The following is a 22,653-nucleotide window of genomic DNA, read 5'->3' on the forward strand; positions in this document are numbered from 1 at the left end:
ATGGCTTATTTAATGTTCCCAAATTCTATTTCCACCGATGGCAATGGAATCGCATATATCGCCGCAGGATCGGTAAACTCCGGTATAGTCGGTAGCTTCCGGGTATTTTTCCGTTTATAATAATAGAACAGTTGCCCTTCCGCAATGAACTCCTGCCGGTATTGCTGTGCAATCTCTGTTTCAAGCAACGCAGGCGTTGTGGCACTTGCATCCAGTGGCGCTAACCCTCTGTGGGCACGCAACACGTTCATATAAGCATTGACGGCCGCCGTAATATCAGGCTCGCACTCTGCTGCCACCAGGTACATTTCTGATATTTTCAGCATCGGTATTACCGTGTTGAAGTTATATTTAGTAATACGCTTGCTCGCAGATGTGGCTACATCCAGCCAGTTATTCCGGTAATCCGAGTTAATGCCGGCAGGAAATAACTGCGCTACCGTAGTATTATTGATCGTCAATGAAGAGGGACTACTGGTGGAGGTGATTTCCGGAAAATATATTGCTGCATATTTATCTTTCAATCCCACTACTTTCAAACAAAACAATTGTTCTGTCGGGAAGATGTAATCCGCCTGCTGCGTAGGTGTGGTACCGGATTGCAATTCAAACATTGGGAACAGTTGGGAGTTGATTACTTCCACAGCATATTGCAAGGCTTTTACCTTATCACCTTTGTAAAGTGATACTCTCGCCAACAAACCAGTTACAGCATAATAGTTCAGGTGAAAATTCCGGTTCTTCAACAGCTCATTTGCGGCCGACTCCGGCAGCAGCGCCTCACGGTCAGGACCATACGTATCTGCTTCCTTCAATAATGCACGCGCAGCTTCAAGATCAGAAATCGCCTTTTCCAGCACCTGGGTGACGTTTGATTGGTCCACCGGTACATTCGTATAGGCAGTAACGTAGGGAATAGCTGGTTTATCAGCGCCGGCCACCACGGACGGAGAAAAGAGCCGGAGCATGTCAAAATGCAGTAAGGCCCGCAGCGCAAGTGCCTCTCCTTTAATCAGCTCGTAATTGCCTGCCGTAAAAATGTTTTTCTTTTGATCGATGTTACCGAGGATCAGGTTAGCATTTACGATGGCTTTGTACTGCTGCTTCCAGATATTGCTGAATCGCCCTTCCACAGCAGCATTGGTATATAAATATTTGGCCACGTTCTCAAAATCGTGTCCGGCGGTGCTGCGTGGATTATCATATGTCTGGGCCAATACATCCACCGTGGAGAGGGTAAGGTCGGCACCATATGAATTGGAAGCAATCATCAGTGAATAAACGCCTGTTAACGCGTCATTAAAACCTGCCTGGGTAGAAAACAGCACATCTGCTTTCATTTCTGTTTTAGGCGTCACATCCAGCCATTTTTTGCATGATGTCAGAGATATCATACCTGCTGCCAATAGGAGTATGCTATATTTTTTCATATTGCAATTCATTGATGATCATTAAAATGTTGCCTGCAGTGCCAATGCAAAATGCCGTGCAAACGGGTAATCAATCCCTCTTTCCGCTTTCACGGAGGAGGCCCTGAACACATCATTCAATATGGCACTTACCCGTAGGTTTTGCGCTCCGATCTTTTTCATGAAAGGCTGATCCCGGAAGCTATAGGAGAGGTTTACAGATTTCAGTTCCAGCAAGTCATCTTTCTCCACAAACCTGGAAGTGGGTCTGGTAAGCGCCGTATTGGTAATACTTTTAAAGCGGGAGATATCACCTGGCTGCTTCCACCTGTCATAGAATACGCGACTATCCACATTCTGATTAGGGTTCACGTTTTCCACGCGATCCACCAGGGTGTTATTGTATATATAGCCACCAAACTTGTAATGGAAATAAATATTCAGTTCAAATCCCCTGTGACCAAAGCTGCTGCCAAAAGTACCTTCCAGCTTAGGATCGACAGTACCGTACGGGATGTAGTTGGTTGCATTCCATACATTGGTGATTTTTCCGGACTTGTCCACAAATACTTCCTCCCCTGTGGCAGGATCAATTCCCAGGGACTTTACTACCCAAATTGTGTTAATAGAGGCCCCTTCGATAAACCGCACGGAAGGTTTGTTGCCTACACTGCTGTCTGCCTGATCGTTAAAGGCTTTGAGTGCATTGGATAGCTTACGCAAGCTATTGGTGTTATGCACCGCAAGTGCAAATACATTCAGGTATTGTTTTTTTGCTGGTTGAGACAATAATGTTCCCCTGAGGGAAATTTCGTAGCCTTTGTTCTGCACCTCCCCAAGGTTAGCCTTATAGGTAGTGAACCCCAATGAAGGAGGCATGGTTACGTCTACCAAAACATCCTTTGAATAGTCTGAATAATAGTTAAAGTAGCCGGTTATCCGGCTCTTCAGCAATTCAAAGTCCACGCCCACATTACGTTTCTGCGTTTTCTGCCAGCGGAGATTATTGTTACCGTAAGCACTAGCCACCGCACCGATATTATCATCATAAGTCACATCCGGCAGATAGTTATAGGTTAACTCGGCCTGATATGGGTAAAAATTCTGACTACCGGTGTAACCTACCGATCCTCTTACTTTTAACAGATTAACTACGTGGCTATTTTTCAGGAAATTTTCCTGGTGCAGGTTCCATCCCAAACCGGCAGACCAGAAGGCCCCCCATCGCTTATTGCTGCCAAATTGCGAAGAACCGTCCGCACGAATCGCAAAGTCAGCCAGGAACCGGTTATCGTAACTGTAGTTCACGTTTGTCAATACACCCAATAAGCGGGAAGTACTTTCGCTGCCCTGCGGCCTGCTACCTTCCAGGTATTCCAATCCCATACCCACATGATCCATCAGGTCGTTCGGAAAGCCCGCAGCAGTAACGGAATACAGATCATTGGCCACTTGCCTGATGTTATAATTCGCATTCACTACCAGCAGGTTCTTACTAAACGCTTTCATATAACTCAGCCCCGCAGTACCTTCATATTGCATTGTTTCACCGGTTGATTTCACATAGCGCCCTTTGGTGGTAGCTCCAATGAAATCGGTATGATCAGATGGCCTGAAGTCATCGCTGATCTGCGTTTTCTTATTGATGGAAAAAGTACCGTTTAACTTCAGTGCGTTCGTTAAGTTCCACTCCACCCGGAAGTTGTTGATAAAATTGTCATATTTGCTCTGGTTCTTCGTATTAATGGTGGTATTATACAACGGGTTAGGTATGGTTACTACTGCATTCCTCACTGACTCCAATGTATAAAGTATCTTGGTAAGTTCTCCTTTGCTGTTATAGGGAGAATAGTAAGGATTCAGGTAGGCGTAGGTACTGAAACTGCCATATGGCGACTGGCGACTGATCACATTATCGAACGACAACTGATTGGAAAATTTCAGGTTCTTATAGTTGTAGGTAAGGTTTACATTGATACCTTTGCGGTTTCTGTCAGAGCCTTTCATCACCCCTTCGGATGGGTTACAATAAACAGAAAGGCCGTACCGGAAAGCCCGGTCCCCACCCTCCAGCGTCACGGTGTGCCTGGTATTCACTCCTACGTCTTTAACCGGCTTCTTGATCCAGTCCGTATTAGTGCCCTGTTGTACCATTTTGAGCCGTTCGTTATACAGGTAATCATATTTTTCTCCTACGTATACGGCGCTTCCAGGTGTATAGATCCCGGCCAGCTTTTCATAGGCCAGTTTGTCCGCAGCTCCCAGCAGGTGGTAGTCCGACAGGTCCGCCACATCAAAATCGATGTTTGCATTATAAGTGACCCGCAGTTTACCTGCCAGTGGGGTATAAGTAGAAATTACTACTACACCGTTAGCTCCGCGGGAACCGTAAATAGCCAGTGCAGCGGCATCCTTCAGGATAGTAACGCCACTGATACGCTGCGGATCGAGGTCATAGATCTTTTCAAGGCTGACTTCAAATCCATCCAGCATAAATACCGGAAGATTAGGATTACCCTTGTATTTTTCTTCCAGGCCACTGCTGATACTCGATGATCCACGAATCTGGAAATCAGGCAACTGATTTGGATCGGAGCCAATCAGATTATTTTCTACTAACTTAAATGATGGATCAAGGGTACTCAGTGCTGCAAGTATATTTTGGTTGGTGACAGTCCGGAGCTGTTCACCGGTAAATGAAGTGGCTGCCCCTGTAAAAGTTTGCCGCGATTTTTCATAGTAGCCATTTTTAATAGTTACATCCACCCCTCCTAAAGAAGTAACATTTTCTTTCAAAGCAATCTTTATCAATCCGGTATTAGCATCCACATGAATCTCTCTTTTGTCGTAGCCGATGTTACTCACTAAGAGCGTGGTATTATTTCCGGCAACAGCTAGCTCAAATTCTCCCTTGTTGTTAGTAATAGTACGGTTATTGCTGCCAAGCTCTATAACGGAAGCTCCAGGAATGGGCGACTGCTTTTCGTCTGTCACCAGGCCCTTCACGCGTTCCTTTCGCGGTGCGGCCACAGCCTTCTCCTTAATAATCACTGTTTTTTCCTGTATCACATACTCCAGTGGCAGGTTGGCCAAACATATTTTTAATGCCTCTTCCAAACGCAGGTTGCGAAAGTTAGCATCAATTGGTGGGGCCGACTTTAATAATCTTGTGTTGATCACAAAATCGTAGCCGGTTTGCTGTCCGATACGCGCTATCACGGCTTCCAGGCGTGCATTTTTTTCATTCAGGTTGACCGTGGTTTGCGCTTTTATGCCGGCTGGCGCCAGCAAAAAGGTAACCATCAGGAGGAGAAACAACGCTGATTTAAATAGCGGTTTCCCATCCTTTAAAAGATAAAAAGGATCCATTCTTATTGATTTTGCTTTTTAGTCGATATTGGTTGGCAGTTTATTTTTTTATTACAGTTAGTTTTTGTCCTTCCAGTTTAAATGATATGTTGCCGGATAATTCCAGCACCTTTAATACGGCGCTTAGTGATTTGGATCTTGAAATACGCCCATAGAGCAATTCCTGCGATGGAGCATTGTCTTCGTAAACAATGTCTACATCATACCAGCGGGATACCTGCCTCAGAATATTTTCCAACGGTTCATTCCTGAAATCAAAGTAGCCGTTTTTCCAGGCGATCGCTTCTTCTGTACTACCGGCCACTATTTGCAGGTCGTTACCACTTAACATCGCCTGTTGCCCGGGTTTCAGAATACCTGATTTACGGTAATTTCCAGCAGTCACTTTCACAGCCCCTTGCAGCAGTGTGGTTCTCGCAACCTTTTCATCTTCATAACAATTGATATTGAAATGCGTGCCCAATACTTCCACCTGCTGACCAGGTGCAGTAACGATAAATGGTTGGTGGCTGTTGGCGGCTACCTCAAAGTATGCCTCTCCTGTGAGCGCAACGCTGCGACTATTAGTCTGCTCAAAACTTTCAGGGAATTTCAGTGACGATCCCGCGTTGAGCCACACGTGCGTGCCGTCAGGTAATATTACCTGGTACTGTCCTCCTCTTGGTGTAGTCACCGTATGAGAAGCGAGTGGATGACTGCCGCTTGAATTTTCTTTCGTAATTACACTGCCGTCACCATATGAAAGCTTTGTTGCGTTTACCACTACTCCACTTTGACTGCTACTCAGCGGAATCGTATGTCCGTTGGCGAGCGTCAGTGTAGCACGGTTGGTCCCCGGCTCGGGAATGCCCGTTTTAACGGCCAACGCTTTTTTAGGTGCAGACTTACCGGCGTAAAAATACCATCCACCAGCAACCAGCACCAGCAAAGTAGCGGCGGCGGCAGCGGCACGCCACCAGTTTCGGGCACTGCCATAAACTACCAGTGGTAACCCTTTCCCCATGGCATCCACCTGCCTTTCCAGCTCTTTCTCTGTTAATTGAAGGGGAGCAAAATCCCCGAATGTGATCCAGTCTTCTACCAACACACGCTCTTCAGGCGTGGCTGCCCCTGATTTATACCTGTCTAATATTTCTTTGGCTGATAATCTGTCCATATCGTCGAGGCCACCATTATCCTGCCTCCCTGTATTAATGACGGGCAACTATGATGAAGGGGTTAAAAAAAGATAAAAAAATTTCGGCCTAGAGGAAAAGTATGCCAAAAACATTACCCAGCCTGGATTTTAGAATTTTCAGCGCATGCTGCATATGACTTTTTACCGTCTGCTCCGAAAGGTCAAGTTGGTCCGCAATTTCCTTACGGGTAAGATTTGTTTTACGGCTTAGCTCAAAAACAAGTCGCATTTTTGGTGGTAAAGTTGCTATTTCACTTTCGATAAGCTGCAGCAATTCCTTGTGCCGTACCAGGTGGTCAGTATTATCTTCCCCCTGGTTAATATATCCCTGGAAGCTGTCGATGTATCTGGCAGATACGTTTTGATGGGTAATAATGTCGAGTATCCTGTTACGCACAGCTGTATACAGGTATGCAGAGAGAGAAGAAGTTATAGTTAGCTCCGTCCTTCGGACCCAAAGCTGAAGGAACAGCTCATGGATGAGATCCTTGCATTCCTCCTCGTTTTCCAGTCGCCTTAGTGCAAATACAAGTAACAGTCGTTTGTAACGGTGATAAATTTCTGTATATGCATGGCGGTTACCTTCCTTCAAAAAGGTCACAAGTTCATTGTCCGTAAGTTGTCTCCAAGCCTCCATCCGAGGCCCAATATTATAAAAAGGAGGTGATAAGTCAAAGCGGTGCAGACCATGTAAGGCATACTTACTTTTCCATACAAAACTTACTACATATATAATTTCGTCTCTCCTTATCAGTTAATTCTAAAAACTTTTAAAACAAACAAGGCCGCTTCCCATGAAGGAAAACGGCCTGTCAGGGTTACAGGATGATATCTTTTATTTTTTTGTCATATTGATTTCTACCAGCTGGGTTTTACCATCCAGGGCCCCTTCCAGCACTATCTTTCCGCTGAGTGCAGTAGGCAGTGTGGCGATGTTCACCATACCTTCTGTCAGGGTCACTGTAAAGCCATCAGGTGCTGAAACCACCCGTGCAACAGTATTACGGCTGGTTTTCATTGGCACGCTCACTTGCTTTCCTGCCGAGAAACCAAGCGCATTTGCCACCACACCAATGTATGGTCCAGTAGGCTTATTTAATGGATTGTTCCGCATAAACTCCCACATATAAGGGAGAATAATGCTCCAGTCAATACCATGATCTGCCTCTGGGATGGAGAAAAACTCTACACTGCCATTGCCCCCGCCCCATTTGGTAGGTAACAAGGTATAGTTGCCGGCAGTAATTACTTTTTGGCCCACGATGCTGTCTTTGGCATAGTAACCACCCATCACATCCGCCCATACGTTGATATTGGAAACAGCGGCGGAATGCTTTACCGTAGCGTCTTTTTGACCGTTAAAAGCACGCACGGCTGTGGTGCGGGCAGGCGCAGTAAGATCGGTGAGCTTCATCTGGCCTGATACCGGGCAGGCAGCAGCAAAAACATCGTTCATCTCACGGGCCAGTACAAACGAAAAGATGGCGCCACTGGAATGCCCGCAGGTGTAGATTCGGTTAGCGTCTACAGTAGGCGTGGCTCCTTTAAAGTAAGTTACCATCGCTTTTACAAATGGAATGTGCTTTTCTGATACCGCCCAGTTCACAGCACCCGGCTCTGCAGCGCCGGCCGGCCAAACAGTAATGATGTTAGCGGTATCCGCCAACCGGTTTAGCGGATCAGTGGCGCTGATATAAAGAATGGGGTCTGGAGGAGGCGTACCTGTAGCATAGGTATAGCTTCCGTGGAAATTGAACACCAGCGATATAGGCTTGTTGGGGTTCAATGAAATAGGAAAGTAGTACTTAAACTCACGTTTCATCGTGGTTCCATCAGGCATAGCTACCTCCATCACCACTTTGTTTATACCGGCACGCAAAAAACCATCCGGTGTTTTTTCAGGGCCATCTGGCTGAAACAGCTCGGCGGGCTGCACATTTTCTTTCTTTTGCGGCGCATATACGCTGGTGTCTTTAGTACAAGCCCATAAGCCGGAGGCTATGGCAAGCATACAGATATATTGCTTCATGGGAATTGCTATTTTTTGGTGACTTTATTACGTACCGGTTTGGTGGCAAGGCCCTGCGGACGCAGCGTATACTCCGTTACCCCTCCCGCAGGTTTGGCAATCAGCGATGCCGCCTGGGCTCCATTATGCCGGATAGTATACTCCAACAATTTGGCATAGTTAAAATGGGTGCTCCCGTTATAACGGTCAGGTACATTGTAGGCAGCATATTGCGCCAGCTTCATCAGCAGCGCCAGCTGAGCATCAGGCATTGCTTCGTTTTCATCACGAACGCGTACCAGGAAGTCCAGATCTGCACAAAATTCTTTTTTGCGGTTACCAACCTGCAGAAACATGCTATCTGCCAGGATAGCGGCCTGCGCATAATCTCCTGTTTTCATCACCTCATCAAACCGCAGTTTACCCAGCAACAGTTTACGGCCTTCAAAATCCGGGGCTTTCATTATGGCACCTGGATTCCGCTCCCAGCGGTAAAGGGCATACAGCTGGTCCTCCACGGCTTCTTTACCATATAGTGTGGTGTATTTGGCAGGGTTACGGGTCAACTCCTCACTGAGCGGGTGCTGCCGGGTTTTGATAAAACGGATATAATACTCCCAGATCTTTGGATTGCCCAGATCGAAACCTTTCTGCTGTATCAGCTGGTTAAACTTCTTGTCGGCCTCATCACGCTGGTAAATGGAAGACAGATAATAGGCCATATTGAAGAGGAAATCAGCATCCTGTGCACCTGCCTTGTCCTGCTGGTAGAGAAAGACAGAGTTTTTATCCTTACTGATAGCAGCAGCACCGGTATAGAGGAAAATGTCCTCGTCCTGCCGGCTGGTAGAAAAGTGTACCAGGTTTTCTGTGGTTGGATCTATGTACGCAAAAGAAGGATATACACTCACCCCATATTTTTTCGCGATTACCGCACCATCTGGTGTTTCTGCATCAATCTTGAGGTTAATGAAATGTGAGTTATAAAAATCACCAACTGCACGCGTTACAAACACCTCGTCGGCCATTGCCCTGCATGGTCCACACCATTGAGTGTAGAAGTCAATGAAAATGAGTTTCCGTTCCTTTTTTGCTTTTTGTACCGCCTCGCTCCACGACAGTTGTTCAAAATGGAGGCCCGCACCTGCGTAAGCTATAGTGGAAAACAACAGGGCTATAAATAGAAATATTTTCTTCATCATGATTAGTTTAATTTTTAAATTTTGTCAACAAGTACTCCATCTCTGTTCACGCCATCCCGCTGGTGGGTTTGGTATTTTATTTTTATATCCACCGGGTTACCACTTACACCTTCAAACTTTTCCAGCATGGTAGCACTAATGGTAGCATTGTTGAAGCGCATTTTCACCACATCTCCTTTAGGCGCCCCGTCATCAGCAGTGGCGGTGCCATAGCGGGATACCGCCAACAGCAGGTGCTGCTCGGACCGGGATACTGTCAATGCATTGATGGTAGCTTTATCATCATAGCCCATTTCCGGCAGCGATGCAATCACATCAGCAGGTATCACACCTGTTTGTGCATTCATTACATTATAGCGATATACCTTATTGCCGGTGGCAAAAACCATATATGGCGAATAACGCAGGTTGTAAAAGCGGGTAGTTTCGTTGATCACACTTCCTGGAACGTCCACAGTTCCCTGCACTGAGAAGTTGGCAGTGCCTGCCTGGGTAGCGTTGCCCGGCACGTGCAGGTAAACCAGTTTTGTTTGTGTGCCGTTAAACAATACAGCAATGCATTTATTGGGAGTGGAAGTATGTGACGCATAGATCATTTTATAACCCGGATAAGTTGGCAGCAACTCCAGACCAGCTTTGGTTACGGTAGTTAAGGGTCTTCCACCAGCATTGCTGTACATAAACCTGCCATTGGTATTGTCAAACAGGAGTATATAGGACGATACATCAAATCCACGCATCACCAGATTAGGGTTCGTTTGTGGCGAATTCACTATATAGGCATAGCACAGCGCAGGGGCAAGATATCCGCCGTCCACCTTTTGATTAACTGCTGTACTGACCAAACCACGGGACAACATATAGTAATACAATGCCCCGTTTGAGATCAGGAACATGCGCCCGCTCTGGTTAATACCGCCATATGGATTATGATTCCACATATCCAGCTGGTAAAGCAAATGTTCCGGGTTGAATCCGGACACATCCTGCACCGGGTAAGGCGGTAGTTTATTAGCAAACGTAACGCCGGTAATGTATTTCAGGTTAGCAACCGGGCCAAGATTGTTTTTATCAACAATTCTCAGCCCTTCCTTTGTGATAACCTGCATGGCCCCAAGGGTCGTATTGTCTGAAAATGGTATGTGATCAGCAAGGGAGATGTAGTTGATGGAAATGGATTTGGCACCCGTTCCCAGCGACTCACCAAACCGGCTGTGGAAGTAGTTTACAGCAAACGGCCCTTCTTTATCAAGGCGCTTATAGGAAAGTTCAGCCTCACCATTACTATTGCTCAGCACTACCATCACATCGCCGGCAGTGGCTGAACTCACACGTAAACTAAAACGGAAATAGGTTTTTACGCTGTCGCTTTTATCCGTTACAATCAGGCGTCCCAGGTGATTACCCGGTACGAAGTTTACTTTCAGGTGCAGGTCTTTACCATTTTGCACAATCTGCCTCGCTATCTCCCACGAATACACGAAACGGCTGGTATCTGCATATTGAGTTCCCTCCAGCTTTACAGGGATATTCAATGAATCATCCTGGTCACATTCATAATTAGCAGCCAGTCCTATAATACTGAGTTCATTTAATTCTTTATAGTCGTAATTTCCTTTATCCTTGTAGCAGGCATTCATGGCTGCCAATGCCAGAAGTATAGCGGAATACTTTATTATCTTGTTCATCATGTTTCCTTTTAATAGTAACTACGGTACAAGTTTGTCAATCAATATCCGTGCATTCGTTTCACGGTCGTAGGTGGGATTCTGATCCAGGTAAGCCCGCAAGGAATTAAAGTAAGGTGATACCAGGTTCAGGTCCATCGGCATATCGCTGTTTACTTCCGTGAACTTGGGATGAAACTTCATCAGTATCTTCCATTTCTCAGGATGGTAATAATACAGCCCGGAACCTTCATATCTTTTCCACCATCTTGGTTCAGAGAGATAGTTATTCAGGTAGAGATCAATGGCTGCTCCTTTGGTGGTACCCTTGTTAAAGTCATCGCTACTTTCAATCGTTAGCCGCAAGCGACGGTTTTCCTGGGTAATATGACTGCTGTTCAGGTGGCTGCGCAACATTACTATCCGCAGCGTGTCTTCAAACAAGCCGGCTTTAAATGGATATTGCGCCTGCAACGGTTCAAAATGTACACCCGCTACAGCGGTGCTGGAATCCTGATCTATCCCAACTTTGTAGTAACGGTCTGTTTTACCTTGCTGCCCCATTACCTTCACTGCAATTTTTGCAGTATCAATCATCACTTCATCCGGCAACATACCAAAGGAGAATTGTACCTGGTTAAACTCAATAAAAGTGTTTAGGTAAGCGTATTTATAAGTAAAATAAACTTTGTCTTTTTCTGTATAGGTAAGCCCGGGCTCCTTTTCACAGGAGGTGAATCCCAGCAGCGCTAAGGCGTATAATGCCAGTTTTTTCATAGCATCCGTTGTTGAATGTAAAGAAATCAATGTCTGTTGCCGGTTTCTATTTCTTTTTCAGGAATAGGGAACACGAAGATGCCATTGGAAGGAGTAATATCTCCGGTACCGGAATTATTCCTGATAGCACGGTTCAACCTTTTGTAGGCGAAGAACAGCTGTCCTTCTCCGGTAAATTCGCGAATGGCTTCCTCGAAAATGTTATCCCTTGTGATGTAAAACCAGTCGGATACATTCCTGATACGGGACCGGCGCAAGTCGTTGATAAACTGCAATGACCTGGTACGATCTGATTCGTAGGTAGCCTCCGCAGCAATCAGGTACATTTCACTTAGTTTGATCATCGGAATTTTAGGAGTATACTCCTTTACATCTCCGCGGGTGTATTTACCCAGCTTGCCCACATCATACCAGAGTGCATAACGCGCATCATCCGGATTGGAACCATAGTTACCGGAGGCATCTCCCAGCGGGAGCTTTGCAAACGAGTAGCCGGTACCGGTAGTTACATCATAATGCAGCGCCCTGGACAGATCTGGCAGGGTTTTATTTCGCAGAGAAAAGATATGCTCGTCTGAAAACAGTATATCTCTCTTGGATTCATCCACATCTACGCTGGCTTTAAAATCCAATAACCTGAATTTTTTAGCATCTATCACTGCTGTAGCGTACTTTAACGCGGCTGCCTTATCGCCTTTGGTGAGTGCCACACGCGCCATCAGGGCACGCACCGCATATTTATTCATGCGGGCCACATCTTTATCTGCTATGTTTTTATTTAGGGAGATGTAGGGTGTTGTGAGATTAATAGGGTCCCCTTCATTCAAAAGCTCCCACGATTTTTCCAGATCTTCCTGCACCAGCTGATAACACTCTGCCAGTGTATAAACCGGCGGCAGCGACACACCAAACTGCTTGTTGTACGGTATTCCTTTAGCATCGTGGTTGAATTTGATATCTTCACAAAACATCCGCATCAGGTCGAAGTGCAGATAAGCACGGAGCGCCAGCGCCTCCCCCAATATTTGTTTTCGTATATGCGGGCGCATTACATCTCCATTTTTCTGTTCCCAGCGTACGATGTTGTTGACCGCAGCAATTGCCTCATACATATCCGCCCAAATACCATCTATTTCAGCACGTACAGTCGCATCTTTATAGTTATAGTCGCGGTACTGTTTGTACTGTTCTGCAATGGAGTTATAGTTGTAATACTGCGCCAGCACATCCAGCATTTCAAAGCTCAGCTTCTGGCCATATAGATTAGCACTGGCCACCTGGTTGTATGCCCCAGCCAGCGCATCTGTGAAGCCCTGTTCCTTGGCAAACAGCTTGTTCTCATCCACCTGGTTAATCAGGTCTACCTCCAGCCATTTTTTACAAGATGACAGTGTAAAAAACAGCATGCTCCAGATCAATAACCTGTATTTCATATGTCTCTTTTTACTTGATGTTATAGATTAGAAAGTGACGTTGAACCCTCCGTTAAACGTGCGTGCATATGGATAAGCTGTTCCTCTTTCTGCCTTTACGGTAGAAAGACGCAGCAGCTCCGTAGTGGAAAACTGTAACCGGATCCTTTCGGTGTGCAGCTTTGCATTCAATCCTTTAGGCAGGTCATATGTGAGTGACAAGGAGGATAAGGACAGCAGGTTATTATTTTGTACGAAGCGGGAGGTTTGGTAAGATTCCGATGTATCATCTATTCGTTTGTACTTAGCCGTGCTGCCCGGTGCTGTCCAGCGGTCATAGAGTACACGCCTGTCGGCATTGTACAGTGGGTTTGCTCCTTCCACGTTGGTTTTCAGGGTGGAGTTAAATATCTTCCCGCCAACACGATAAGAGAAAACAGCAAACAGGTTTAACCCCTTCCAGTTCAGATTGGAACTGACATTTCCTTCCACTGTAGCGCGGGTATCACCTACTACTACTTTGTCGCGATAGTCGTAGTCAAACGTATATTCCCCATTACGTTTTATATAGATTTCGTTACCAGTGGCAGGATCTATACCAGCAGAGCGTACAACCATCAGGGCACTCTGGGAGCGGCCAACTTCATAGGTACGCAGTGGGCGGGGGCCAGTTACATTCTCCTGCTTGTTAGCCTCCGCATTCATCACTTCGAGCGCATTGGAGAGCTTCTGTATCCTGTTCTGGTTACTGAGCGCCGCCACCGTCACGTTCCAGTTCAGGTTACGCTTGCGGTCATTGATCAGGTTAAATCGCAGGCGTACATCAATACCACTGTTTTTCATCTGACCCATGTTTTCAATATAGCTGGAGAAACCGGTAGATGGCGCCACATCAATTGGCAGCAACAGGTTATCCGTTAATCTCACATACCCGTCTATATTAAATTGCAGAAAGTTTCTGAAGAAGGAAAGGTCCACACCTACGTTGTACGACATCGTATTTTGCCAACGCAGGGAAGAATTACCGAAGCCCATAAGAATAGCGCCAAGGTTTCCATTGTACTCACTGTTTTGGCTATACTGGTAAGCAGTAAGTGCCTGGCTGGAAGAGAAGTTGACAGTTCCGGTACTACCGGCAGAACCGCGTACCTTCAGGGTATTTCGATTATCCCCCCAAAATGATTCGTTATTAACATTCCAGGCAAAGCCTACTGCCCAGAATGGTGCAAAGCGGGATTCACGGCCAAATTTGCTGGAACCATCGGAACGATAGGATGCGTCGATATAATAACGGTTATCATAGCCATAGTTGAGGTTACCGAAGAAACCGATCAACCTGGACTTATCATACAAACCACGAGGCCTTGAATTTTCTTTAAACTGGGAGGCATATTCCACAAACGTCATATCGTCGTTCAGGAAGCCGGTAGCGGTAAAGCCAGCACCTTCCTTGAAGTTGGTAAGTCCGTTGGCACCCACACCTGCGCTCAGTAAATGTTTACCTACTACTTTATTGTAGGCAAGTGTAACATTCCCATCCACATTCATGGTTTCGGAATTGAAAGCGGTATAGGCACCCCTTTTTTCCGGCTCAGTCACAGTGGCAAATTCTGAGGAAAACGGGGAGCGATATAACTCCTGCTTATCCATTTGCTTGGTAAGACTCACCCGGCCCTGCAGGCGCAAGGCAGGGATAATACGCCAGTCCATACTGAAGTTATCCTGGATAGCTACATATTTATTATAGTCCTTTTGTGGCAGCATGGCATTGATCAAAGGGTTATCATTTCCGCTGCTTAGCTTCAGGATAAAATCTCCCTTTTCATCATATATTCTGTCGTGTGGATTCTGACGGGCAAAATTTGCGAAGGAACCGTACGGCGAGTTATGCCCGTTTACCTCATCCACAAAAAGGTCATTTCTGATAAGGAAAGTTTGTCCCACATCATAGCTAAGTGTGATGCCGATACCAGTTTTTTTACGGTCGGAACCTTTCATCACCCCTTTATCGTTTTCACTACGAAGCGTAACACCATAGCGGAAATGCTGGTCTCCACCCTCCAGGTAAAGCTGGTAGCGCTGGTTTACGGAAGTACGCAATGGCTGCGACAACCAATAGGTATTTACGCCCCGCAGGACTTCCTTATATTTTTCGTTAAACCGGATATCCATGTCCATCTGGGTATCATAGTTCTTGAGCTTATCCGTCCACACGCCCGCCATTTTTTCATAGCGTAGTTTTTCGGAGGCGTCCATCAGGTTATAGTCGCGAAGGTCTGGTGCCGATACAATAATATTTGAATTGAGGGATACACGGATCTCACCGGCTTTTGGTCTGATAGACCTGATCAGGATCACCCCATTGGCCCCCCTGGAACCATACAGCGCAGTGGCGGATGCATCTTTCAGGATGGTAATGTTTTCAATACGGTTCATGTCCAGGTCATAGATGCGCTCTGCACTTACTTCCACCCCATCCAGAATGAAGAGCGGGGAATTAGGGTTGGTTTTTCCATCATCGGCAGAACCACGGAGGTCGAAACTATTTTCGCCTCTTATGGTGATCTCTGGCACCCTGTTGGGATCGGAGCCAAAGTCGATGTTTTCTTTCATCGTCACGGAAGCATCCAATAGTGAGAGTGTTTGCATAACATTGGCGGTACCTACCCGGCGAATTTCATCACCACTCAACGTTCTCTCCGAGCCGGTAAAGGATTCGCGTGATTTTACGAAGTACCCCGTCACCACATTTTCCTGGAGCTGGCCAATTGCTTCCCTCATTTTGACGGTAATGGAAAAGGGGGTGGTGTTTATCTTTACTAAACCTGATTGCTTTTCATCTACCACCGCAGCACTATAACCGTTAGTGGTTTTGCGGACCCGCAGTTCTATCGTTTCAAAGCCTACCATAGACACTACCAGTACAGCGTTGTCAGGTATATTACGCAGGGAAAAGCGTCCGGATGCATCTGTGGCTGCGCCTAAAGACACGCCCTTCACTCTTACCGAGGCGCCCGGCATAGCGGTGCCCTGGGCTGTTAGGATACGGCCGGCAACAGAGTCTGGCGGCTGTACAGCAGTTATATCCGAAAAAGTATTGGCGGAAGGAAGAGGTGCTTTTTCGAAAATAATTATGGATTTCTCTGCTATTCGAAAGCCCAGGGGCTGGTCTTTTACCAATGTTTCCAGGAATTCGGGCAGTGGCATATTATGGGCATCTACCGAAGTTGGCCTGGCTGCCTCCAGCAGCTGCACATTACCGAATACTACGTACCCGGTCTGCTTTTTAACAACATTGAATACTTTTTCCAGGGATACGTTCCTAGCTGTAAATGAAACGGTTTGGGACATCCCTTTACCGTATACATTCATCATTGCCACTGTCAGCAGGCAAATGGTTGATTTCATCACGATCAGTGTTTTGGAAATATGCCGTCGCCTTGCAGGCTGCCCTGGAGGCTGCCCGTTGGCGTGGCACCAATCAGCATTTTTTTGCATAAATTGCATTGGTTTGGTTGAGAATAGAGCATATTGTATCAGCCTGAACCTCCGGCCGGCAGTACTCCACTACTACCGGCTTTTTTTGGTCCAAGTGATACCTGGTTGTTTTTGATATTTGCCGTTGAAGCGCTAAGGGCCTCCCGGAACTTTTTGAAAAATTGTCATAGCGATCTTGGTTGTTTAATGCCAGGTAATGGCGAAAGCGCTTAAGCCTTTCAAAAACTTTGCTACCATATAGGTATTAATTGGAGGATATACCAACCTCTGTTTGATTCACTGTTTGTCACATATTTTATGGAAGCACTACCAGCTTCCTTTTACCTTCTAATCTTACTTTTACTTTGGATTCTTCCAAAGCCATGATCATGTCCTGCAAACTCAGACTCCTACTCAGTTCGCCAAAGAATCGTATATCTGGTATATTTTTTTCATAAACTACTTCTACATCATACCATCTCGCCAGTTCATTCATCACTTCTTTCAATTTCAGGCCATTGAAATTGAACAGACCATTTTTCCAGGCCATTACATTATCCACATCTGCCTTTTCCACTGCAATATGATCCGAATTCCCGGTCATCCTGGCCTGTTGCCCTGGTGACATCACTACTGATGCATTGGTGGTAGTGGCGCGTACTCTCACAGCTCCCTGAACCAGCGTTGTTTTAATACTGGCGATATCCGGATAGGCGTTAACGTTAAAATGGGTGCCCAATACCTGTACTTCCGCCTGGTTAGGCACAGTTACACGGAAAGGAGCACGGCTGTTTGCGGCCACTTCAAAATATGCTTCCCCGGTGATTTCCACGCTTCGTTCATTTTCGGGAAATACCGCCGGATAACGCAGGGTACTGGCGGCATTGAGCCATACCTGGGTACCATCGGACAATACCACACGAAACTGCCTGCCATTAGGTGTACTGATAGTGTTCCGTGCGTCCGGAGCCGCCTGTCCTGACTTGGAATCGTACAGCAGCTCTCCGTCTTTAAAGGCGATATCAGCACCGGCGTCGGTAGTGATCAACCCGTTTTGCAAACTGTCCAGTGATATTTGCCGGCCATCAGCCAGGGTAAGCATAGCGGTTCCCTGACTGGGAGCCATCACAGGTTTTGGATTTGCCGCCACTACTGGAGGCGTTTTTGATGGACGCAACCAAAAATAGATGCCAGCCACCAGCAGCAAGGCTACTGAGGCGGCAGAAGTCCATACTACAGCAGGCAGGCGGCGGTACATGGTCTTCGGTGCAGGCCGACTTTCTTCCCCTGACGAAATCTGTAATATCACGTTAAGCACCGCGCCAGAGGCAGCTTCAGGCATCACGTCCAACTCTCCGGAATGATAGCTGTCGAGAATCAGCGCTTTCACCTCCTCCTCCAATGCCGGATCAGCCATTAATGCAAACAGTTCCTGTTCCCCTTGCGGTGAAATCGTCTTATTATAATACTGTTGGAATAATTGCCGGAGCCTGTCTGTCATAGTAATGCTGTCTGTCTATCTCTATAGACAACCAAAAAATACCTAACTGGTGAGTCCAGTAGAAAAAAAAATTTACAGCAACATGAAAAGCAGGCAGGATATTTTCCGGTAGGGTGTGCAAAATGCCCGTACAGCGCGTACAGCGGCATCATAATGGCTTTTTACCGTATTGGGGGAAATACGCATGATACGGGCAACTTCAACTTTGGTAAGCTCCTCTTCTTTGATAAGCAGGTATACTTGTTTTTGTTGTGGCGGTAATTTCTCTATAGCTTGCTGATATAAATGCAGGAACTCCCTGGCACCTGCCAGTTCATCCGGCTCCACGGCCGACAATGACTCTTTCACAGGCCATTCCCCGGTGCGCTCCCGTTCCCGGAGTATCCGCTTGAGCGCATTGAAGGTATAATTGCGGGCGATTGTAAAAATAAAGGCCTCCAGATTATTGATGTCGGCCAGCTCTTCCCGGATGCTCCAAATCTTCACAAAAACATCCTGTACGATTTCTTCTGCTTCTATTTCAGATTGTGTAATTCGCAGGGCTGTTGTATATACGAAATCACGATAACGCAGGAAAAGCTGTTTGAAAGCGGCTTGATTTCCCTGCGCAACCAGAGATTGGATTTCATCCTTATGTAGATTAGTTGGCTGCAAAAAAATTTAATATATGTAAACAAAGAAGACACTAAAGTACCTTAAAAAGATGAAAAATTCCATATTATGCAGGGGTTTGGTAACGAGTCCTAAATAAAGCTGGTATAAAAAAGAGAATAGCCCGGATGGACTATTCTCTGATTCATCATTCATAGCAATGGGTTGCAAACAATATACTCAGGCTGGTTTACCACCTTTGGCCATTTCAATCATTACAGACAGTTCTTCCACTGCGGCATGTTCACCACCTGTAAATCCTGCCAGCTTAAACCGGATACGGCCATTGCCATCGATCACGAATTTTGCCGGGATAGCAGTTACACCATAGGCTTCTGCCACGGACTTTCCTTTGGCTGGCTTTGGGTCAAACAGCACTTTAAAATCGTAATTATTTTTTTCGATAAACTCCTTTACCGTAGTTTCATAGTTATCCGTTTTTTCCCAGCAGTCAATAAAAAGGAACTGCACATCCGACTGTTGCTGGTATTTCGCCTGCGCTTTTTTCATGGCAGGGAAAGAGGCCTTGCAGGGGCCGCACCAGGTGGCCCAGAAATCCAGTACTACCACCTTTCCTTTCATATCCGCCAAAGTCACCTGCTTACCGTTCATATCCTTTAGTTTAAAGGGCAGTGCCGGCACATCGATCATTTCCTCGCCTACACGCTTTTTCAGGCGCTCCTGGAAACGCTGATCCAGCCCTGCGAAATAGGCGTCCTCTCCTATACTACCATTGTTATTGGCAGCATATACTTCTTTGAGCATAGCAGTGATTGCCGGGTTATTAACGCCTTGTACTACGGCCGATTCCAGTTTGCGCTGGCAGTCCGCCAGGCGGTTCAATGCTTTATAGGCACTGGCGTAGAGCAGAAAAAATTTCGCATCGGGGGTACTACCTGCATAGCGCTCTGACTCAGCGAAATATTTAATTGCGGTATCATAATTTTTCTTCAGGTACATAATTTCCCCGTAACTGCCAGCCATGAAAGGGAAGCCAATAGCCGCAAACTGCGCCTCGTTATCATTAGGCTTAGGGTTCAGGAACCGGCGGGATCTGTTGATGCCCTGCAGCAATAATGCGGAAGCATCGGTAGTATCTCCCTTTGCCAGCAAGGCCTGCGATATCATAGTAATCCCTTCTCCACTCCAGAAGTCATATTCCAGCGAATTAGCATATCCTACCGCCTTTTGCAGATTGCCTGCACGGGCATTTTGCACGCCAAAGCCTGCTCGTAAATAATCGTAGATAACATAAATACCGCTAAAGTGCTTTATCGGGAACGCTGCTACGCATTGCTCAAACAGCAGTTCTTTTTTCTGCAGGTCCTTTTCACTGTTAACGCCGTCAATCAGGGTGGCACGCATGATTACACTGGCAGGAAATTTAGTTTTCACCAGCTCCAGTATGGAATCGGCCTGGGTCTGCTGGCCCTTATTTATAAAGATTTTATAGGCAGACACAAATTTCGCTTCGAGCGCGGTATCCACCGGCGTACTTTGACTGAAAGCCGATAGCCCCTTGTAGATCATCAGTGTGGTGAGCAGCAATGCTTTTCTGATATGATGTGATTTCATTTTTTTTCTGATTATGGTAATGAAGTAATGATGGCAAAAAGTACGTTGGTGCTGTTCAGCATTTCAGTAGGTGTCATACCCTGTTGCTGCTTATCCTTCAGGCGCAGCGCCAGCAGGTAAGTACTGCCTGATGGAAATTTGGCAGGGTCGGGCCGGAAGATCACCGAGGTTGCCGGCGCAGTAATATTCATGTTTGCCTTAATGGTCAGCGAGTCAGCGGAGAAACTGAAAGCGCCCGCCGGGAAAGGTTTATAGCTGGTGTTGAACTTTGCATTATACGCATCCACCAGGGCTGTGGTAGATACCCCTTCCACTGCAAATTTCATATCACTGGAAACAACTTTATCCAATGCCACCAGCACCATAGGTGTTGCCGTTTGTGGAAAGCTCTGAAATACCGTTTGTACAATGTTGCCTTTACCGGTGGAAGCCGTCATGATAAAGGCATTGGCCACCGTTACATTGTATTTAACAAATAGCAGGGAACTGGCAAGCCCGCCACCTGGTGAGCTCTGCATCCGCACGGGCACTACAAACCGATAGCTTCCGGGGGCATAGCCGGATACATTGCCAGCTGCCACCTGTACAGAGTCAGCAGACTGATATTTACCAGCAGGGATCGTATACTTACCGCCTTGCAGCACCTGGAAAACACCACTCCCCAGAATGGGGGATTTTGTTTTATACAGGCTGTCGAACGCTTGTACCAATAATTTACTGGTATCTATGCTGGCCGTAACATTTACATCTCCCCCTAACAAACTACTTAAACGCGGGAAAAATGAAGCCGGTTTGTTGGCTACCTGAATCAGCTTCCCATCCGACACTACCACCGTACCTTCGCCCACCGGCACTACGTTATATGCCGAAAGGCCCTTCAATACTTCATTCATCACAGGATCTCCAACGGTATCTTTCTCGCATGCCGCAAAGACCAGTGAAATGAGGACCGTTACAAGAATGTTGTAATACATCTTCATAAAAAAATACTTAGCGCGCATTCTGAATAATGAGCGGGTTATTGGAAATAATTTTAGGTTCAAATGGCAGCAGGTACCTTGGTGAGCCTGCCGGCAAAGTAGCCAGCACATTGCCACTCACATCTGATATCCGCTTCAGCTCCGTCTTAAAACGGTCTTCCTGGTTTAATCTTTTCAGATCTGACAGGCGAATACCACCATGCAGGCAAAGCTCTCTGCGTCGCTCATCCAGCACCGACTTCAGCGCATCCGCATTATTCGTATAGGCGATAGCGGTATAGTCAGCTGGCTTGAAACGCTTTTGCCGCAAGGTGTTCAGCAAAGCCACTGCCCCACTTCCATCATTATTACGTGCCAGGCATTCCGCTTTTATCAGCATCATTTCCGGTACCCCGGTGGTGTAATTAAACTGCATGCCATTGGTACCATACGGCAGGTAACTATAGCGGGTATTGGTTCCAATCTTATAGAAACCATACAGGAGGCGCAGGTCTTTTGCATGAAACAAACTTTGCAGGTCATCGCTCATGAATGGGGTGGCTTTAAACAAACTGAAATAATTCAGGTCGATACAAACCTTCGCCATTAATACTTCCGGGTTACTGGTAAAATCCTTTAGGACCAGTGGCTTATTGATAATGCCCGCCAATGGGTTTACAGAACTCCAGAAATCCCAGGTGTTATAATCAACAAGCGTGGAACGTATGGCCAGTGCCTTGTTAGCGGCTTCCAGTGCAGCGCCGTAGTCGCTCGCATATAAATACGTTTTGGCCAGCAATGCATATGCGGCGGCCTTACCAGGGTGCAGCAGGTCCTGCCCGAAATCAGGCAGCGCTGCGGTATTGGCCGCTTCCTGCAAATCCTTTTTAATCTGCTCGTAAACTACCTGCACAGTAGCACGCGCCGGCTTCAGCGAAGCATCCGGTGCCAGAATCATGGGTACCGCCAGATCTGAAGTGGCAGACGAAGCCTGATAAGCAGGCCCATACAGGTTTAGCAGCTGAAAGTAATAATAAGCGCGATTGATTTTTGCCTGTGCTCCCAGGATCATTTTCTGCCCGGCAGTGTCGCCAGTGGCCTGATCTACGTAGGTCAGCACGATGTTCATCTGCAAAATCCATTTATAGGCATTGCCATACATGGGGTCCGTATCTGCCAGGTCCCATACTGTAGGCGCCCACAGGTAGCCGCGGGAGAAGTAGGAATTAGGATTCACTTCCTTTACCAGTTTCTCCGGTATCATTACCTCATCGCTGATCAGGTCAGCCAATAAAAAGTTAGGTTCCCCGAGGTTACTGTTATTCAGTATTTCGGCCAGGTCGCTCGCTTTGTACAGGTCCACCTTGTTGGTATCCGGCCGTACCCCCAGGAATTTCTCGCAGCTGCTGAGCAGGGTAGCTGCCAGTAGCATGCATACAACAGGTATTGAAAATATTCTCATCTTGTTT

General features: G+C 46.5%; 15 protein-coding genes. All 15 read right to left on the minus strand.

What is annotated here, in order from left to right; translation table 11 throughout:
* Positions 1-5: 5 nt before the first annotated feature.
* On the minus strand, positions 6-1,430 hold the full coding sequence (locus KW844_RS23165; RefSeq protein ID WP_218379170.1) for a RagB/SusD family nutrient uptake outer membrane protein: 1,425 nt from the start codon (positions 1,428-1,430) through the stop codon (positions 6-8).
* 21 nt (positions 1,431-1,451) lie between these two features.
* Positions 1,452-4,778 carry a SusC/RagA family TonB-linked outer membrane protein gene (locus KW844_RS23170; RefSeq protein WP_218379171.1) on the minus strand — a complete coding sequence of 1,109 codons (3,327 nt, stop codon included), beginning with the start codon at positions 4,776-4,778 and terminating at the stop codon, positions 1,452-1,454.
* 40 nt (positions 4,779-4,818) lie between these two features.
* Complete coding sequence (locus KW844_RS23175; RefSeq protein ID WP_218379172.1) at positions 4,819-5,934, minus strand: FecR family protein; 1,116 nt, start codon at positions 5,932-5,934, stop codon at positions 4,819-4,821.
* 88 nt (positions 5,935-6,022) lie between these two features.
* On the minus strand, positions 6,023-6,592 hold the full coding sequence (locus KW844_RS23180) for an RNA polymerase sigma factor (RefSeq protein ID WP_218379173.1): 570 nt from the start codon (positions 6,590-6,592) through the stop codon (positions 6,023-6,025).
* A gap of 198 nt (positions 6,593-6,790) precedes the next feature.
* Positions 6,791-7,984 carry a PHB depolymerase family esterase gene (locus KW844_RS23185; RefSeq protein WP_218379174.1) on the minus strand — a complete coding sequence of 398 codons (1,194 nt, stop codon included), beginning with the start codon at positions 7,982-7,984 and terminating at the stop codon, positions 6,791-6,793.
* An 8-nt stretch (positions 7,985-7,992) separates the two neighbouring features.
* Entirely contained in the window at positions 7,993-9,165 is a 1,173-nt protein-coding gene (locus tag KW844_RS23190; RefSeq protein ID WP_218379175.1) for a thioredoxin family protein, read from the minus strand.
* A 14-nt stretch (positions 9,166-9,179) separates the two neighbouring features.
* Positions 9,180-10,856: a PKD-like family lipoprotein gene (locus KW844_RS23195; RefSeq protein ID WP_218379176.1), complete on the minus strand. Its 1,677-nt coding sequence runs from the start codon at positions 10,854-10,856 to the stop codon at positions 9,180-9,182.
* An 18-nt stretch (positions 10,857-10,874) separates the two neighbouring features.
* Positions 10,875-11,609, minus strand: coding sequence for a DUF4843 domain-containing protein (locus tag KW844_RS23200; protein ID WP_218379177.1), 735 nt, complete (start codon positions 11,607-11,609; stop codon positions 10,875-10,877).
* 26 nt (positions 11,610-11,635) lie between these two features.
* Positions 11,636-13,042: a RagB/SusD family nutrient uptake outer membrane protein gene (locus KW844_RS23205; protein WP_218379178.1), complete on the minus strand. Its 1,407-nt coding sequence runs from the start codon at positions 13,040-13,042 to the stop codon at positions 11,636-11,638.
* Between the two features lie 27 nt (positions 13,043-13,069).
* Positions 13,070-16,519 (minus strand): SusC/RagA family TonB-linked outer membrane protein, encoded by a 3,450-nt coding sequence (locus tag KW844_RS23210; protein ID WP_218379179.1) that lies wholly within the window; start codon positions 16,517-16,519, stop codon positions 13,070-13,072.
* Positions 16,520-16,814: 295 nt separating this feature from the next.
* Positions 16,815-17,999, minus strand: a complete 1,185-nt coding sequence (locus KW844_RS23215) for a FecR family protein (RefSeq protein WP_218379180.1) — start codon at positions 17,997-17,999, stop codon at positions 16,815-16,817.
* Positions 18,000-18,071: 72 nt separating this feature from the next.
* Positions 18,072-18,653 (minus strand): RNA polymerase sigma factor, encoded by a 582-nt coding sequence (locus KW844_RS23220; RefSeq protein WP_218379181.1) that lies wholly within the window; start codon positions 18,651-18,653, stop codon positions 18,072-18,074.
* 177 nt (positions 18,654-18,830) lie between these two features.
* Positions 18,831-20,225: a TlpA disulfide reductase family protein gene (locus KW844_RS23225; protein WP_218379182.1), complete on the minus strand. Its 1,395-nt coding sequence runs from the start codon at positions 20,223-20,225 to the stop codon at positions 18,831-18,833.
* 11 nt (positions 20,226-20,236) lie between these two features.
* Positions 20,237-21,205 (minus strand): DUF1735 domain-containing protein, encoded by a 969-nt coding sequence (locus KW844_RS23230; protein ID WP_218379183.1) that lies wholly within the window; start codon positions 21,203-21,205, stop codon positions 20,237-20,239.
* Positions 21,206-21,215: 10 nt separating this feature from the next.
* Positions 21,216-22,646, minus strand: coding sequence for a RagB/SusD family nutrient uptake outer membrane protein (locus KW844_RS23235; protein ID WP_218379184.1), 1,431 nt, complete (start codon positions 22,644-22,646; stop codon positions 21,216-21,218).
* Positions 22,647-22,653 lie beyond the last annotated feature (7 nt).

This window comes from Chitinophaga sp. sic0106 (assembly GCF_019219075.1).
In the GTDB taxonomy this organism is placed as follows: Bacteria; Bacteroidota; Bacteroidia; order Chitinophagales; family Chitinophagaceae; genus Chitinophaga.

What these genes read in the sequence shown, in the direction of transcription:
- KW844_RS23165 (WP_218379170.1), bottom strand. Translation starts at nt 1,430, where the DNA reads ATGAAAAAATATAGCATACTCCTATTGGCAGCAGGTATGATATCTCTG.
- KW844_RS23170 (WP_218379171.1), bottom strand. Translation starts at nt 4,778, where the DNA reads ATGGATCCTTTTTATCTTTTAAAGGATGGGAAACCGCTATTTAAATCA.
- KW844_RS23175 (WP_218379172.1), bottom strand. Translation starts at nt 5,934, where the DNA reads ATGGACAGATTATCAGCCAAAGAAATATTAGACAGGTATAAATCAGGG.
- KW844_RS23180 (WP_218379173.1), bottom strand. Translation starts at nt 6,592, where the DNA reads ATGGAGGCTTGGAGACAACTTACGGACAATGAACTTGTGACCTTTTTG.
- KW844_RS23185 (WP_218379174.1), bottom strand. Translation starts at nt 7,984, where the DNA reads ATGAAGCAATATATCTGTATGCTTGCCATAGCCTCCGGCTTATGGGCT.
- KW844_RS23190 (WP_218379175.1), bottom strand. Translation starts at nt 9,165, where the DNA reads ATGATGAAGAAAATATTTCTATTTATAGCCCTGTTGTTTTCCACTATA.
- KW844_RS23195 (WP_218379176.1), bottom strand. Translation starts at nt 10,856, where the DNA reads ATGATGAACAAGATAATAAAGTATTCCGCTATACTTCTGGCATTGGCA.
- KW844_RS23200 (WP_218379177.1), bottom strand. Translation starts at nt 11,609, where the DNA reads ATGAAAAAACTGGCATTATACGCCTTAGCGCTGCTGGGATTCACCTCC.
- KW844_RS23205 (WP_218379178.1), bottom strand. Translation starts at nt 13,042, where the DNA reads ATGAAATACAGGTTATTGATCTGGAGCATGCTGTTTTTTACACTGTCA.
- KW844_RS23210 (WP_218379179.1), bottom strand. Translation starts at nt 16,519, where the DNA reads ATGCAAAAAAATGCTGATTGGTGCCACGCCAACGGGCAGCCTCCAGGG.
- KW844_RS23215 (WP_218379180.1), bottom strand. Translation starts at nt 17,999, where the DNA reads ATGACAGACAGGCTCCGGCAATTATTCCAACAGTATTATAATAAGACG.
- KW844_RS23225 (WP_218379182.1), bottom strand. Translation starts at nt 20,225, where the DNA reads ATGAAATCACATCATATCAGAAAAGCATTGCTGCTCACCACACTGATG.
- KW844_RS23230 (WP_218379183.1), bottom strand. Translation starts at nt 21,205, where the DNA reads ATGAAGATGTATTACAACATTCTTGTAACGGTCCTCATTTCACTGGTC.
- KW844_RS23235 (WP_218379184.1), bottom strand. Translation starts at nt 22,646, where the DNA reads ATGAGAATATTTTCAATACCTGTTGTATGCATGCTACTGGCAGCTACC.